The organism is Bacillus sp. SSR7, assembly GCF_055902415.1.
Genome location: NZ_JBVVXV010000002.1, coordinates 1 through 15,557, shown reverse-complemented (window position 1 = coordinate 15,557; position 15,557 = coordinate 1). Strand labels below are relative to the sequence as shown.

The following is a 15,557-nucleotide window of genomic DNA, read 5'->3' as shown; positions in this document are numbered from 1 at the left end:
CTCTTTACTTTGCATTCTCTGTTAAAGGCAAGATAAACACTTCCACACGTCTATTCTTTGCCTTTCCTTCTTGTGTATCGTTTGGAGCAATTGAACGGTATTCTCCGTAACCAATCGCACTAAATTTTTCTGGTTGTAATTCTTTATTTTGCAGTAATACTTGCATAAAATTAACTGCCCGCTGCGTACTTAATTCCCAATTCGATGCAAACTGTGCATTGGCAATTGGGACATTATCCGTATGACCGGATACTGTAATTTCACGGGGTGATGCTGAAACAAGTAAGCTAGACATCTCTTTTGCAATCCCTAAAGATTCTAATTTCACATCTGCTTTCCCGGAATCAAACAACACATTCTCTAATATTGTCACCATTAATCCCTTTTCAGTTAATTTAGTTTGAAAAGAAGAGGATAATTGTTTCTCATTAATATATTGATCAATCTTTTTTTGTAATGCTTTCAATTCATCCATTTCTTTTTTTTCTTTGGCTCTAGCTTCTTCTTGTTTTTTTGTTTGTTCTGCCTCAAGGCTACTCGCTGATAATTCCTTTTCATCATTTGGCTTCTGATCACTTAAAAATTCTTTGTTGCCTGTTCCACCGGCTAATTCACTTCGAAAAGCAACAGCCATCTGTTTAAACTTCGCAGCATCTATACTACTCATTGCGAATAAAACGATGAACAATGCAAATAACAACGTTAACATATCAGAATATGGAATTAACCAAGTTTCGTCGATATGCTCATCGTGTTTTTTCTTTTTGCCTCTTCTATTTTTCTTACTCCGCATTGTTTTCTGCTCCTTTTTCTAGCTTTTTACGCTCAGTTGCAGAAAGTGAACCTAAAATGCGGTTCTTCATAATAAACGGATATGTACCTTCTTGTAACATTAATAAACAATCAATGATTAAACGCTTTTTCTCGATTTCAGCTGCAGATTTTTGTTTTAACTTATTTGCAAATGGATGCCATAATACATAACCTGAGAAAATACCAAAAATCGTTGCAATAAACGCACCTGAAATAGCATGTCCTAACTTTTCAATATCAGTTAAATTGCCAAGTGCAGCTACAAGACCGATAACAGCACCTAAAACCCCTAATGTTGGTGCATACGTACCAGCTTGAGAAAAAATTGCCGCTCCTTTTGCATGCCTTTCTTCAATTGCTTCCAATTCGGCTTCTAGAATCTGTTCTAAATCTTCTGCAGATACGCCATCAATCACAAATTTCATACCACGCAAAAGAAATTCATCTTGAATTTTGTCTAATTGCTGCTCTAAAGACAAAATACCGTATTTTCTACTTTCTGATGTCCAATGAACAAACAATTCTAGCAACTGTTCATAACTCAAATCCTTTTTATTTGAACCAAAAAGAACTTTAAATAATTTTGGAACCCTTTTTAGTTGATTCATCGGAAATGCGATACATACTGCAGCAAATGTACCGATAAAAATAATTAATGCTGCGGCAGGATTTAATAAGGCATTTACGTCAGCGCCCTTGACGACCATCCCTACTACCACTGCTACAAATCCTAAAATAAGTCCAATAATTGTTGCAAAATCCATTCCCATTCACTCCTAGTCTATACAAGAAGTTCTTTATTCTCGATAATCGCTACATCTTCTTATGTATATATATTACATAAAAAATTCATTTCATGAAAGATAAGAAATGAATTAAATGAAAAAATACTACAATTTCACACATTTTCTGACATTTTCTTTGCATTTCTATTACGTTACGACTCTTATATTTCTTTTTCAACAAACTAGACTTATAATAAAAACAATACACATTTTATTAAGAAAGGACTGTGATTACAAGGCATCATGAAAAAGATAATTATTATTTCTGCCACTACTATTGTAATCGGTATCACTTCTTTCGCTTACTTTAGTTCTAAATCACCACTACAAAATAATGCGAAAGCTGTCGAAAGTCAACAGCATAGTAACCACCAAAAAGAAGAGATTCCTGCTTTTCCAAAAGCTGATCATAATGCAAAGAAGCTAGACAATGATTTTTCCGTTGTAACAAATCCAGAGTCTAATCTTGTATTAGTTAATAAACATCGAAAACTACCAGACGGATACACACCTGAAGACTTAACGAGACCAAACGTACCATTTACTAGTCCAAAAGATAAAGAAAAAACATTACTGCGCAAAGATGCTGCAGATGCGCTTGAAAGTATGTTTGAAGCGGCAAAGAAAGAAGGACTTGAACTTACAGCCGTATCTGGTTATCGTTCATACAAACGCCAAAAATCATTACATGATACATACGTTAGACGTCAAGGAAAAGCTGAGGCGGATTCAGTAAGTGCCATTCCCGGTACGAGTGAACATCAAACTGGTTTAGCAATGGATATTAGTTCAAAATCTGCTAAATTCCAATTAGAGCCTATTTTTGGAGAGACAAACGAAGGTAAATGGGTTGCAAAACATGCTCATGAATTTGGCTTTGTCATTCGTTATTTAGAAGATAAAACAGAAACAACAGAATATTCATATGAACCGTGGCACTTGCGCTACGTTGGAAATCCATACGCTACATACATATATAAACATCATTTAACATTAGAAGAGGCGATGGAAGACAAAAAATAAGAGAGCAATTGCTCTCTTATTTTTCTTTCACTCTATCATTGTATTAATTTTTTCTTCCACTCTTCAGGCCACGGTTCGCCTCTTCCCGTTTTTTTCGACGCTTGGACCATCATTCCACGACCAACTAAGCAAACTTCCCCTTTTGCATTCTTCACCATATAATGCAAATCTAATGAAGAATTCCCAACTGATCCCGCTTTTACATACACCTTCAACTGTTCATCAAAATATATTTGCTTAATAAAATTACATTGTAAATCCGCAACAACAATCATCGTTTCTGAAGATTCATGCGTCCATTCTTGCATAAATCCAAGTTCTTTAAACAATGCGATACGTGCTTCTTCAAAATAAGTAAAGGCAACGACATTATTTACATGTCCAAACATATCTACTTCACCAAAACGAACCTTTACAGGGTTGTAAAACGAAAAACCACTTTCCCATTGCTCAAAGTCTTCAATATAAGAAATCCTCTTCATTGTTCCCTCTCCTTTTTATCTCGAAATAAACGGAATAAACAGAAAAATAAAGTTATAAATATTGCCTCTTCGATATGAAGAGGCAATATTTATTAATAGTTATTGTCGCTACCAAAGAAATCTTTGAACGATTGAATTGTTGTATCACGGTTTAACGCCGCAATTGAAGTTGTTAATGGAATACCCTTTGGACATGATTGCACACAGTTTTGAGAGTTACCACAGTTTGCAAGTCCTCCATCACCCATAATCGCACGTAAGCGATCTGCTTTATGCATTTCACCCGTTGGATGTGAGTTGAATAGACGAGCTTGTGATAACGGAGCTGGTCCAATAAAGTCCGATTTACTATTTACGTTTGGACATGATTCTAAGCAAACACCACATGTCATACATTTTGAAAGCTCATAAGCCCACTGACGTTTCTTCTCAGGCATTCTTGGCCCTGGTCCTAAGTCATACGTACCATCAATTGGAATCCAAGCTTTAACACGTTTTAGAGCATTAAACATGCGACTACGGTCAACTTGTAAGTCACGTACAACCGGGAATGTCTTCATCGGCTTTAAGCGAATTGGTTGTTCTAATTGATCGATAAGCGCTGTACATGATTGACGTGGTTTTCCGTTAATCACCATCGAACATGCACCACATACTTCCTCTAAACAGTTCATATCCCATGCAATCGGCGTCGTTTGATTTCCTTTTGAATCAACAGGGTTACGACGAATTTCCATAAGCGCCGAAATAATATTCATATTCGGACGATACGGAATTTCAAACTCTTGGTCAAACGCTTGCGCATCTGGTCCGTCTTGTCTTGTAATGATGAGGCGGATTGTTTTCTCAGACATGTTGTTTATCCCCCTTCTCTTCACCCTTAGCAGCTACATCGTGTTTTGAAGAATAATCACGTTTACGTGGTTTAATTAATGAAATATCCACATCTTCGTAATGGAATGCCGGCGCATTTCCTTCTCCTTCAAATTTTGCCATCGTAGTTTTTAAGAAGTTTGCATCATCACGATTTGGGAATTCAGGTTTGTAATGCGCCCCACGGCTCTCATTACGGTTATATGCGCCAATTGTAATAACACGCGCTAATTCAAACATATTTGCAAGTTGGCGTGTAAATGAAGCACCTTGGTTACTCCATCTCGCTGTATCGTTAATGTTAATACGTTTGTAACGCGCCATTAATTCTTCAATTTTTGCATCTGTTTCTAATAATTTTTTATTTTCACGAACTACTGTAACGTTATCTGTCATCCATTCTCCAAGCTCTTTATGAAGAACATACGCATTTTCGTTACCATCGAGCGTTAAAATATTGTTAAATTTCTCTGTTTCGATTAATTCATTTTGTTCATACACAGTAGATGAAACAGCATCTGATGATTTAGAAAGACCTTTCATATATTCAATTGCATTTGGTCCTGCTACCATACCACCGTAAATTGCTGATAATAGTGAGTTCGCACCAAGACGGTTACCACCGTGCATAGAATAATCACACTCACCTGCTGCAAATAAACCTGGAATGCTTGTCATCTGCTTATAATCAACCCATAGCCCGCCCATTGAATAGTGAACAGCTGGGAAGATTTTCATTGGTAGTTTACGAGGATCGTCACCTGTAAATTTCTCATAGATTTCAATAATTCCACCAAGTTTAATATCTAGTTCTTTCGGATCTTTATGAGAAAGATCTAAGTACACCATGTTTTCACCGTTAATACCTAGTTTTTGCTCTACGCAAACATCAAAGATTTCACGCGTTGCGATATCACGAGGTACAAGGTTTCCGTAAGCCGGATATTTTTCTTCTAAGAAGTACCATGGTTTACCATCTTTATATGTCCAAACACGCCCACCTTCACCACGTGCAGATTCACTCATCAGACGTAATTTATCGTCTCCAGGAATTGCTGTTGGGTGAATTTGAATGAACTCACCGTTTGCATAATATGCGCCTTGTTGATATACAGCAGAAGCAGCTGTACCTGTATTGATAATGGAGTTTGTTGATTTTCCGAAGATGATACCAGGGCCCCCTGTTGCCATAATCACGGCATCAGCTCGGAAACTTCTAATCTCCATAGTTTGTAAGTCTTGTGCAACGATTCCTCGGCACACACCTTCATCATCAACAACAGCTCGTAAGAAATCCCAACCTTCATATTTCGTTACAAGTCCTGCTACTTCGTGACGACGTACTTGCTCATCTAATGCGTATAGTAATTGCTGTCCAGTTGTTGCACCAGCAAATGCTGTACGGTGATGTTGCGTTCCACCAAAACGACGGAAATCAAGAAGTCCTTCTTCCGTACGGTTGAACATAACACCCATACGGTCCATTAAATGAATGATACCAGGTGCTGCTTCACACATTGCTTTAACTGGTGGTTGGTTCGCTAAGAAGTCCCCACCATAAATTGTATCGTCAAAGTGGATCCATGGAGAATCCCCTTCACCTTTCGTATTTACGGCACCGTTAATTCCACCTTGGGCACATACAGAATGCGAACGTTTTACTGGTACTAAAGAGAACAGTTCAACATTTACTCCTGCTTCCGCCGCTTTAATCGTTGCCATTAAGCCAGCCAAGCCACCGCCGACTACTATAAGTTTCCCTTTCATGCTCTCCCACTCCTTACTGGTTTGCTAGCTGTGGATCGATGAACGCTAATAATGCACTCACACCTACATAAGATAGACCTAAGAAAATAGCTAATGTTACATAAGTAGAGATTCTTTGTGAACGTGGAGATACTGTAATTCCCCAGCTGATGCAGAATGTCCATAGTCCATTTGCAAAGTGGAAAATTGTTGAAACAACACCAACTAAGTAGAATGCAAACATAGCTGGATTGTTTAAAATATCTGCCATCATATCATAGTTTACCTCTTTACCTAACATTGCTTGAATACGAGTTTCCCAGACGTGCCAAGAAATGAAAATCAGTGTAACGATACCTGAAATTCTTTGGAAGACGAACATCCAGTTACGGAAATAACCGTAAGAAACCGCATTGTTCTTAGCTGTAAATGCAATATATAAGCCATATATAGCATGGTACAGTATTGGTAAAAAGATAATGAAAATTTCTAGCGCATACCGGAATGGAAGGAGCTCCATAAAGCCTGCAGCTTTGTTAAAAGCCTCTGCTCCTCGTGTTGCAAAGTTGTTTACAATTAAATGTTGCGTCAAAAAGACACCAACCGGGATGACCCCCATTAATGAGTGCCACTTACGAAACGTATACTCGCGGCCTTTCATGTCCCCATTACCCCCCTTGAATGATTGACTGCTGTTTTCAGATTAGTTTATGGCAATAATGTTTTTTCACTATTGGCATAAGAAAAACTGAAAAAATTATTCGAAATATTTCAGCATAATTTGATACCAAGTTCATTTTACTCCTATTTTTGTCGAAGCGTCAAGAAAACGTATACATAATTTGCATATAATTTGCCAATTCTTTTTTTCTTCTTATATATTCAGATTTTCTCAAAGAAAAATCTGTTTTTATAAATGAGAAATGTTATATAATAATCCCTATAGAAAGAGGGGAATATTGTGAGTAAAAATACAATCGATACAACATCTTTAGAAGATGTTTCATTGAACGCCTTCGCTTACGAATTGCTACGTGAAGAATTACTACCTGATTTAATCGGTAACGATCTAGATGGTATTTTATACTGGTCCGGTAGAAACCTTGCAAGAAAATATCCACTAGAAACAATTGAAGAAGTCATTCAGTTCTTTGAAAAAGCTGGCTGGGGCACTTTAAGCATTATTGAACATAAGCGTCGTGAAATGCAGTTCCAACTTAAAGGCACACTCATCGCTGAACGTCAAAAACAAAAAAGACATTCTTCTTATCAATTAGAAGCTGGGTTCATCGCTGAACAAATTCAAAAGCAACGAAACGTCGTTGCTGAGTCCTACGAAGAAAAGAAAAAACGTTCAGACTCTATTACATTTCTTGTAAAATGGGATATAAAAGATCTCATTGAAGTGTAGCATTACCCGCAGTCAACTAGACATATCAGTTTAGTTGACTTTTTGCATTTTCATTCATTTGAATTTATTTTAAATCTTCAGAAATTATACCAAAAAATAGAAGACGTTGTAAACTACAACGTCTTCTTATCCGCTAAATACGTATAAATCGTCTCTGCGACATTTTTCGGCATACCTGCTTCGACAAATTCTGTTACAGAAGCCTCTTTCATCTTTTTTAGCGATCCGAAATGTTTTAACAATATCTTTTTTCGTTTATCTCCAATTCCAGGAATATCATCTAATGCCGATTGAATGACTGATTTCCCGTGTAATTGACGATGGAATGTAATTGCAAATCGATGCACTTCATCTTGAATGCGCTGCAATAAATAAAATTCTTGGCTATTTCTCTCAAGCATCACAGGTTCAGGTGGATCCCCAATAATTAAATGGGATGTTTTATGTTTGTCATCTTTTACAAGACCTGCCATCGGAATATATAAACCGAGCTCATTTTCTAGAATATCACTTGCAGCCGCCAGATGGCCTTTTCCGCCATCAATAATGATTAAATCTGGTAAAGGTAAGTTCTCTTTCAGTGCCCTTGTATAACGACGTCTCACAACTTCCCTCATAGACTCATAATCATCTGGCCCTTGAACCGTTTTAATTTTATATTTCCTGTATTCTTTCTTAGCTGGTTTCCCATCAATAAAAGCAATCATTGCAGAAACAGGATTTGTACCTTGAATATTTGAGTTATCAAACGCTTCAATACGATAAGGCGTTTCAATTCCAAGCTGCTTCCCTAAATTCTCTACCGCTTTAATCGTTCGCTCTTCATCACGTTCAATTAAATAGAATTTCTCTTCCAGGGCAATTTTCGCATTTTTATTTGCCAGTTCTACAAGATCTTTTTTCTTACCGCGTTTCGGCTGTGTCGCTTCTACTTCTAAAAAGCGCTCTACTAATTCCGAATCGATACTTCCTGGAACGACGATTTCCTTCGGTTTAAAATGACTACTGTTTTCATAAAATTGACCGATAAACGTTAAAAATCCCTCTTCTGGTTCGTCGTAGATTGGAAACATAGAAACATCACGTTCGATTAGCTTTCCTTTTCGAACGAAGAAAACTTGAACACACATCCACCCTTTATCAACTGCATACCCAAACACATCACGATCCACTAAATCACTCATAATCATCTTTTGTTTTTCCATAATCGCATCAATATGAGCGATTTGATCACGTAACTCTTTTGCACGTTCAAACTCTAGTTTCTCTGAGGCTTCATACATTTTTGTTTCTAATTCTGAACGAACTTCTTTATGCCCACCATTTAAAAACTTAATAATTTCATCTACAATTTCTTTGTTTTGTTCTTCCGTCACTTCTTTCACACAAGGTGCTAAACATTGACCCATATGATAATATAAACAAACTTTATCGGGCATATTTGAGCACTTACGAAGCGGATACATACGATCTAGCAGTTTTTTCGTTTCATGAGCTGATTGTGCATTCGGATAAGGGCCAAAATACTTTCCCTTATCCTTTTTTACATTTCGCGTAATAAGTAATCGTGGTTGTTTCTCAGCTGTAATTTTAATAAAAGGATATGTTTTATCATCTTTTAATTGAATGTTATATTTTGGATCATGCTTTTTTATTAAGTTCAACTCTAAAATGAGAGCCTCTAGATTTGAGGAGGTTACAATATATTCAAAATCTACAATTTCTCCTACTAGCCGAAGTGTTTTCCCGTCATGCGAACCAGTAAAGTACGAGCGCACACGATTTTTAAGCACTTTTGCCTTTCCAACATATATAACCGTTCCTTGCTTATCTTTCATTAAATAACAACCAGGTTGATCTGGTAAAATAGCCAATTTTTCTTTTAAATGTTCGTGCACTCGTTACCCTCCATTTCTACATGCTTAGCATTTTTATTTTCATATGAAAACATACTATGCCAAAACACCCAACATACGTTCTTTTATTGTAACGGAAAGGCGTAAAAAAGGAAAATAAAAAAAGCTACCAAATGGTAGCCCTTTTATTTTAGAAGTGTTTAGAAACTAATTCTACTAACGCTTCTTTCGGTTTGTAACCTAACGCTTGATCAACTACTTTACCGTCTTTTAATACGAAAAGAGCTGGAATGCTCATTACTTCGAATTGACGAGCAGTTTCTTGATTTTCATCCACGTCTACTTTTACTACTTTTACTTTTTCGCCTAGTTCTGCATCAATTTCCTCTAATACAGGAGCGATCATTTTACAAGGTCCACACCAAGGTGCCCAGAAATCTAATAATACAACACCTTCGCTAGTTTCAGCTGCGAAGCTTTGGTCATTTGCGTTTACAATTGCCATTTTATTTCCTCCTTCAAGTATATTCTACCAAGAGTATATCATTAACTTATATACGTGGCGAATAATATGTATCGTTATGTATTGTAACAAAAAAGTGTTCCTTTATACTATATAAAAATACGGATTACATACTAAAAAGATGAGAGACAGGGGATCTCTCACCTTTTTCTATATATAGGGGTACTTCACTTGGAACTCAAGGGTACTCAAATCATGAATGTACTTTTAACTTTTTAAACTCTTCTGTTAAAAGAGGTACGACTTCAAATAGATCGCCAACAATACCGTAGTCAGCTACTTTGAAGATACTTGCTTCTGGGTCTTTATTGATCGCAACGATTATTTTTGAGTTAGACATACCAGCTAAATGCTGAATCGCACCAGAAATACCACATGCAATGTATAAGTCTGGCGTAACAACTTTACCAGTTTGACCAATTTGTAATGAGTAATCGCAATACTCAGCGTCACAAGCACCACGAGATGCTCCAACAGCGCCGCCTAATACGTCAGCTAACTCTTTTAATGGCTTGAATCCTTCTTCACTCTTCACACCGCGTCCGCCAGCGATAATAACTTTTGCTTCAGAAAGATCAACGCCCTCTGCCGTCTTACGGACGACATCTTGAATGATTGTACGTAAGTCTTTCACATCTACTGTAATAGAAGACACGTCACCACTGCGAGACTCATCTTTTTCAAGCGTTGCGATGTTATTTGGACGCACTGTCGCAAATAAGATGCCGTCTGTTACAATCTTCTTCTCAAACGCTTTACCAGAGTAAATCGGGCGAGTGAAGATAACATTTCCACCTTCAACTTCTAAAGCAGTTACGTCAGAAACTAGACCAGCTTCAAGCTTCGCTGCTAATTTTGGTGATAAATCTTTACCAAGTGCTGTATGTCCAAATACAATACCTTCTGGATTTTCTTCAGCATATACAGCTAAAAATGCTTGTGCATACCCATCAGATGTATATGATTTTAATTTATCATTTTCAACTGTCACAACGCGATCTGCACCGTAATGAATCAATTCATTTGCAAAAGAGGCAACGCTGTCTCCAACTAGAAGACCTACTACTTCACCGCCTTCTGCAATTGTTTTTGCTGCTGCTACCGCTTCAAACGAAACGTTACGTAGCGATCCATCACGAACTTCACCCATTACTAATACTTTACGAGCCATAGATTTTCCCTCCTGCATATATAATTTCGTATTTTATTAGATTACTTTCGCTTCTGTATGGAGCAACGATACAAGTTCTTTTACTTGGTCTTGCAGCTCGCCTTGTAACACTTTTCCTGCATCTTTCTTAGGAGGCAAATAGATTTCAATTGTTTTTGTCTTTGCTTCCACATCATCTTCTTCTAAATCTAAATCATCTAATTCTAATTCTTCTAGTGGCTTTTTCTTCGCTTTCATAATACCTGGAAGCGATGGATAACGTGGTTCATTTAAACCTTGCTGTGCTGTTACTAAAACTGGCAATGAAGTTTCAATCACTTCTGTATCGCCTTCAACATCACGCTCAATCTTCACGTTTTTACCGTCAATTGCAAGTTTTGTAATTGTCGTTACATACGGAATATTTAACGCTTCAGCTACACGCGGACCAACTTGTCCAGATGCACCATCAATTGCAACGTTTCCGCCTAAAATTAAATCTGCATCTTTATCTTTTAAATATTCAGCAAGCACTTTTGCTGTCGTAAACTGGTCACCATTCTCTACATCATCTTCAATATTAATTAATACCGCTTTATCACAGCCCATCGCTAACGCCGTACGAAGTTCTTTCTCACTATCTTCGCCACCGACTGTTACAACAGTAACTTCTCCGCCTTGTGCGTCTCTTACTTGAATTGCTTCTTCAATTGCATATTCATCGTAAGGGTTGATGATGAATTCCGCTTCGCCATCGTAAATTGCACCGTTTTTAATTACGATTTTTTCTTCTGTATCAAATGTTCGTTTCATGAGTACGTAGATGTTCATTCCATTTACCCCCTTGTTTTTCAGAAAGATTCTATCAATTCTAATTTTCTGTTAATTTATATTAAAAAAATAATTGAACTACCTGCCGCTAAATGAAGGCTTACGTTTTTCTAAAAACGCTGCTACACCTTCTCTTCCATCTTCACTCGTAAATACTTCACCAAAGATTTGAGCTTCGCGTTGTACACCTTCATAATAATGAGACGATTTCGTTGTTTGCAATAACTCTAGTACAGCACGAGTCGTCGCTGGGCTTTTTCCAGCAATCTGTTTTGCAACTTTAAGCGTATCATCTAAAAATGTTTCTTCAGCAAAAACTCCGTTAACTAGTCCCCATTTTAATGCTTCTGCACCAGTAATCGGTGTACTTGTTAACATCATTTCACAAGCTTTCGCTTTCCCAACATAACGCGGTAATCGCTGTGTACCTGCAAATCCAGGAATTAATCCAAGTGTTAATTCAGGTAAACCAAGTTTTGCACTTTCAGTTGCAAAGCGCATGTGGCAAGACATAGCAAACTCAAGGCCGCCGCCAAGTGCCGCTCCATGAATTGCCGCGATAACTGGTTTTGAACATTTTTCAACGCGCTCAAACGTAACTTGTCCAAGCTGCGCTAATTCAGTCGCTTGTTTCGCTTCAGTAACAGATGTAAATTCTTTAATATCTGCTCCCGCCGAGAAGAAGCGCCCTTCACCGTGAATAACAACAACACGAATGTTATCATCCTTCTCCACTTGATCAATTAATTCAGTAACGTCATGCATAACTTGTGAAGACATCGCGTTAGCTGGCGCATGATTTAACGTAGCCACCGCGATATGATCTTCAACTCTTACAGATAGGAATTTCAACATGATCCCTCCCATTATTGACGATAACCACAAGCTGCAATAAGTAGCCCGTGTACCGTTTTTGAAAGTGCGACCAGATCATACTTATGATCGCTCATTACCCAATTGGTCACAACTTCATCTACTGTTCCAAAGATCATTTGTCTTGCCACGCGAACATTTAAATCCGCTTGGAATTCACCTTGCTTTATACCTGTCTCTAAAATCTCATCCATAACTTGTAAGTAGCCTTTTAATACTTCATTTATTTTTAGGCGTAATTCTTGATTGGACTGTCTTAGCTCTAATTGCGTAACGATAGCAAGAGGATCATTTTGTGACAACAGCAAGAAGTGCGTTTCTACCAACATGAATAACTTCGATACAGCGCTTTCAATTCCTGCTGTTTTTTGACGAATTGTTTCGACAAATTCTCCCATCTTCTCTTGGAATAAGGATATTAATATATCTTCTTTATTTTTAAAATATAAATAAATCGTGCCATCCGCTACCCCAGCTTGCTTTGCTATTTTAGAAACTTGAGCTTGGTGGTACCCATTCTCCGCAATCACAATGACTGCCGCATCAATAATTTGATTGTATTTCGGTCTATTTTTCTTCACTTTACTGTCCCCTTCAAGAAGATGACTGAATGAATAGTCATTCATATTCTTATAATACTGACTATTTAGAAAAGTGTCAATCCTATTTTTTCAAAAAGAAAGGGCCTTAGCCCGTTTGCTCATCCTCATTCTTTCTTTTCTCTTCATCAATTAGGACACGGCGTAAAATTTTTCCAACTGTCGTTTTCGGCAGTTCATCTCTAAACTCATATACTTTCGGCACTTTATAGGCCGCTAAATATTTACGCGCAAACTGGTTTAATTCTTCCTCAGAACACTCCGTACCTTCTTTTAACACAACAAACGCTTTAACTGTCTCTCCTCGGTATGGATCAGGAACTCCAATCGTCACTACTTCTTGCACTTTTTCATGCTCATATAATACTTCTTCTACTTCACGAGGATACACATTAAATCCACTCGCAACAATCATATCTTTCTTACGATCTTTCACATAGAAAAAGCCATCTTCATCCATGTAGCCAACATCCCCTGTATGGAGCCATCCATCTTGCAGTACAGCTGCTGTTTCTTCTGGCTTATTCCAATACCCTTTCATAATTTGAGGACCTTTTACTACAATTTCACCGATTTCTCCCGGTGGTAATGCCTCACCAGTTTCAAGCGACATAATGATTGCTTCTGTATCTGGCCACGGAACTCCAATGCTACCTGGCACTCGCTTTTCCCATAAAAAATTACTATGTGTAACTGGAGATGATTCTGTTAAACCATATCCCTCTACTAGTTTACCCCCTGTAACTGTTTCGAACTTTTCCTGTACTTCTACCGGCAGTGGTGCTGATCCACTAATACAAGCACGAATAGAAGAAATATCGTATTCTTTTAAAAGCGGGCTATTTAAAAGAGCGATATAAATAGTTGGTGCTCCTGGAAACAATGTCACTTTATGCTTCTTAATCGCTTCAAAAACCATTTTCATATCAAATTTTGGAATAAGAACCATTTTGTATCCTTGCATAATACTTAAATTCATGACAGCCGTCATGCCGTACACGTGGAAAAATGGAAGAACCCCAAGAACGACTTCTTCTCCTTCTTTGCAATTATATAACCATTGAACTCCCATCAAAGTGTTAGAAACGAGGTTTTTATGCGTTAACATAACGCCTTTCGGAAATCCAGTTGTTCCTCCTGTGTACTGTAAAAGTGCTAGATCATTTTCAGGATCACAAGGCAACTCAACATCCGTATTCACTTCTTTTTCTACTGAATTCCAAAGATGAATCGTTTCACTCTCTGATACTTTCACAACTAAATTCGACTGTTTTTTCTGCACAAATGGATACAATAGATTTTTAGGGAAGGGTAAAAAGTCCGCAATACGCGTTACAATAATATGCTCAATTTTTGTAGCAGATTGAACATTCGTTACTCTTGGAAATACTAAATCTAGGCAAAGAATTACTTTTGCTCCCGAGTCATGAAGCTGATATTCTAATTCTCTTTCTGTATATAGTGGATTTGTTTGTACTACGATACCTCCTGCAAGTAATGTACCGTAATAACCAATTACAGCTTGCGGACAATTCGGCAACATAATAGCAACTCGATCTCCCTTTTCCACACCGAGCTTTTGAAGATAATTTGCAAACTTCTTCACCTTATCATGGAAGTCCGAAAATGTAATATCCTTCCCCAAAAAGTGAAGCGCTTTCTTTTCTGGATAGCGAGAAGCCATCTGTTCTACATATTTATGAAGCGGCTGAATATCATAAGAAATCGTACTTGGAATTTCCTCTGGATAACTTTTCAACCATGGTTTTTCCACCTTCATTCCCCCTTCAAATACATAAAAAATAAATGAATGTTCATTCATGAGGTTGTTTTCATTATATTATAGTCACCATAACGTTACAATCATAATATTCTGACTTTTACATAACTATGCTTTACTTCATTAACTTCTTATTATATGTATAAACTCTCCTAATCTTAAAAAAGTAAGAGAGTTATTATTTAGCTTAATCTTATTATCGTTAATACAGCCCCTGGTGTAGTTGTTGATAATGTTGCAACAGCTAATAAACCAAATAGTTGCAAACTAATAGCATCTCCTGCTGCAAGAGTTGTAATAATTGTTGCACTAAATGATGTGGTTGCTACCGCAGGAGCATTGATCGTCCCAGCAAGTGCCCCTCCATTAATTGTAATCCGTGAACTGACTAATAATGAAGCCGTTATATTAATTGTATATGAAATATAATAATTCCCAGCATTTGCAACCGTAAATACTGTGTTCCCACCAGAAACAGTAATTCCTGGACCGATGTTTTGATTATTTGGAAGCGGGACATTCGTTCCACCAAGAACTACCGATATCGCTGTTCCCGACGTATTATTTGCAAATGCATACGTCGCCGTGATACTTGTACCAGTTGCCCCTGTTGAACCGGTTGATCCCGTCGCTCCCGTTGGACCTGTTGATCCTGTTATTCCTGTCGCCCCGGTTGGACCTGTTGATCCTGTTATTCCTGTCGCCCCGGTTGGGCCTGTTGCTCCTGTTATTCCTGTCGCCCCGGTTGGACCTGTTGATCCCGTTATTCCTGTCGCTCCCGTTGGACCCGTTGATCCCGTTATTCCTGTCGC

The 15,557-nt window shown here is 37.7% G+C and carries 16 protein-coding genes; 2 read left to right on the top strand and 14 right to left on the bottom strand.

All coding sequences use genetic code 11. From position 1 onward, the window contains the following. Window positions 1-4 precede the first annotated feature (4 nt). Both motB and motA read right to left on the bottom strand, forming a co-directional pair. Window positions 5-793: a flagellar motor protein MotB gene (gene motB / locus AC0NJG_RS04055; RefSeq protein ID WP_087954168.1), complete on the bottom strand. Its 789-nt coding sequence runs from the start codon at window positions 791-793 to the stop codon at window positions 5-7. Beyond that, entirely contained in the window at window positions 783-1,577 is a 795-nt protein-coding gene (gene motA, locus AC0NJG_RS04050; RefSeq protein WP_087954167.1) for a flagellar motor stator protein MotA, read from the bottom strand. Before motA ends, motB begins: the two co-directional genes overlap by 11 nt. Before the next feature lie 264 nt (window positions 1,578-1,841). On the opposite strand from motA, the gene AC0NJG_RS04045 reads away from it, so the two are divergent. Beyond that, window positions 1,842-2,621 carry a M15 family metallopeptidase gene (locus AC0NJG_RS04045; protein ID WP_000720209.1) on the top strand — a complete coding sequence of 260 codons (780 nt, stop codon included), beginning with the start codon at window positions 1,842-1,844 and terminating at the stop codon, window positions 2,619-2,621. Window positions 2,622-2,656: 35 nt separating this feature from the next. On the opposite strand, the gene AC0NJG_RS04040 is transcribed toward AC0NJG_RS04045, so the two are convergent. From AC0NJG_RS04040 to sdhC, 4 genes are all read right to left on the bottom strand, one after another. Then, window positions 2,657-3,103 (bottom strand): acyl-CoA thioesterase, encoded by a 447-nt coding sequence (locus AC0NJG_RS04040; protein ID WP_087996708.1) that lies wholly within the window; start codon window positions 3,101-3,103, stop codon window positions 2,657-2,659. Window positions 3,104-3,195: 92 nt separating this feature from the next. Next, window positions 3,196-3,957 carry a succinate dehydrogenase iron-sulfur subunit gene (gene sdhB / locus AC0NJG_RS04035; protein ID WP_001291827.1) on the bottom strand — a complete coding sequence of 254 codons (762 nt, stop codon included), beginning with the start codon at window positions 3,955-3,957 and terminating at the stop codon, window positions 3,196-3,198. Beyond that, window positions 3,950-5,743, bottom strand: coding sequence for a succinate dehydrogenase flavoprotein subunit (sdhA, locus tag AC0NJG_RS04030; RefSeq protein WP_000676752.1), 1,794 nt, complete (start codon window positions 5,741-5,743; stop codon window positions 3,950-3,952). The genes sdhB and sdhA overlap by 8 nt, the downstream gene beginning before the upstream one ends. 13 nt (window positions 5,744-5,756) lie before the next feature. Further along, window positions 5,757-6,383, bottom strand: coding sequence for a succinate dehydrogenase cytochrome B558 (sdhC, locus tag AC0NJG_RS04025; RefSeq protein ID WP_000678354.1), 627 nt, complete (start codon window positions 6,381-6,383; stop codon window positions 5,757-5,759). Window positions 6,384-6,683: 300 nt separating this feature from the next. Between sdhC and AC0NJG_RS04020 the strand changes: the two genes are divergently transcribed. Then, entirely contained in the window at window positions 6,684-7,133 is a 450-nt protein-coding gene (locus tag AC0NJG_RS04020) for a YslB family protein (protein ID WP_000042224.1), read from the top strand. Between the two features lie 113 nt (window positions 7,134-7,246). Here the strand turns inward: AC0NJG_RS04020 and uvrC are convergent, their stop codons facing one another. The 8 genes from uvrC to AC0NJG_RS03980 form a co-directional block, all read right to left on the bottom strand. Further along, entirely contained in the window at window positions 7,247-9,031 is a 1,785-nt protein-coding gene (gene uvrC / locus AC0NJG_RS04015) for an excinuclease ABC subunit C (protein ID WP_000544276.1), read from the bottom strand. A 148-nt stretch (window positions 9,032-9,179) separates the two neighbouring features. Continuing rightward, complete coding sequence (trxA, locus tag AC0NJG_RS04010) at window positions 9,180-9,494, bottom strand: thioredoxin (protein ID WP_001018943.1); 315 nt, start codon at window positions 9,492-9,494, stop codon at window positions 9,180-9,182. Between the two features lie 211 nt (window positions 9,495-9,705). Then, window positions 9,706-10,683: an electron transfer flavoprotein subunit alpha gene (gene etfA / locus AC0NJG_RS04005; RefSeq protein WP_000101965.1), complete on the bottom strand. Its 978-nt coding sequence runs from the start codon at window positions 10,681-10,683 to the stop codon at window positions 9,706-9,708. A 36-nt stretch (window positions 10,684-10,719) separates the two neighbouring features. Beyond that, window positions 10,720-11,493 (bottom strand): electron transfer flavoprotein subunit beta, encoded by a 774-nt coding sequence (etfB, locus tag AC0NJG_RS04000; protein ID WP_001029026.1) that lies wholly within the window; start codon window positions 11,491-11,493, stop codon window positions 10,720-10,722. A 78-nt stretch (window positions 11,494-11,571) separates the two neighbouring features. Continuing rightward, window positions 11,572-12,348, bottom strand: coding sequence for an enoyl-CoA hydratase (locus tag AC0NJG_RS03995; RefSeq protein ID WP_000911295.1), 777 nt, complete (start codon window positions 12,346-12,348; stop codon window positions 11,572-11,574). 11 nt (window positions 12,349-12,359) lie between these two features. Beyond that, a complete protein-coding gene (locus tag AC0NJG_RS03990; RefSeq protein ID WP_087954165.1) occupies window positions 12,360-12,947 on the bottom strand; it encodes a TetR/AcrR family transcriptional regulator in 588 nt (195 codons plus the stop codon). 106 nt (window positions 12,948-13,053) lie between these two features. Next, complete coding sequence (locus AC0NJG_RS03985) at window positions 13,054-14,739, bottom strand: long-chain-fatty-acid--CoA ligase (RefSeq protein WP_139303856.1); 1,686 nt, start codon at window positions 14,737-14,739, stop codon at window positions 13,054-13,056. 188 nt (window positions 14,740-14,927) lie between these two features. After that, window positions 14,928-15,557 (bottom strand): BclA C-terminal domain-containing protein (locus AC0NJG_RS03980; protein WP_474062883.1); only part of this gene is annotated, 630 nt, incomplete at its 5' end.

Coding starts and splice junctions, on each gene's coding strand:
- etfA (WP_000101965.1), bottom strand. CDS start 10,683: ATGGCTCGTAAAGTATTAGTAATGGGTGAAGTTCGTGATGGATCGCTA.
- AC0NJG_RS04045 (WP_000720209.1), top strand. CDS start 1,842: ATGAAAAAGATAATTATTATTTCTGCCACTACTATTGTAATCGGTATC.
- sdhC (WP_000678354.1), bottom strand. CDS start 6,383: ATGAAAGGCCGCGAGTATACGTTTCGTAAGTGGCACTCATTAATGGGG.
- etfB (WP_001029026.1), bottom strand. CDS start 11,493: ATGAACATCTACGTACTCATGAAACGAACATTTGATACAGAAGAAAAA.
- sdhA (WP_000676752.1), bottom strand. CDS start 5,743: ATGAAAGGGAAACTTATAGTAGTCGGCGGTGGCTTGGCTGGCTTAATG.
- motB (WP_087954168.1), bottom strand. CDS start 793: ATGCGGAGTAAGAAAAATAGAAGAGGCAAAAAGAAAAAACACGATGAG.
- AC0NJG_RS04040 (WP_087996708.1), bottom strand. CDS start 3,103: ATGAAGAGGATTTCTTATATTGAAGACTTTGAGCAATGGGAAAGTGGT.
- AC0NJG_RS03995 (WP_000911295.1), bottom strand. CDS start 12,348: ATGTTGAAATTCCTATCTGTAAGAGTTGAAGATCATATCGCGGTGGCT.
- trxA (WP_001018943.1), bottom strand. CDS start 9,494: ATGGCAATTGTAAACGCAAATGACCAAAGCTTCGCAGCTGAAACTAGC.
- motA (WP_087954167.1), bottom strand. CDS start 1,577: ATGGATTTTGCAACAATTATTGGACTTATTTTAGGATTTGTAGCAGTG.
- sdhB (WP_001291827.1), bottom strand. CDS start 3,957: ATGTCTGAGAAAACAATCCGCCTCATCATTACAAGACAAGACGGACCA.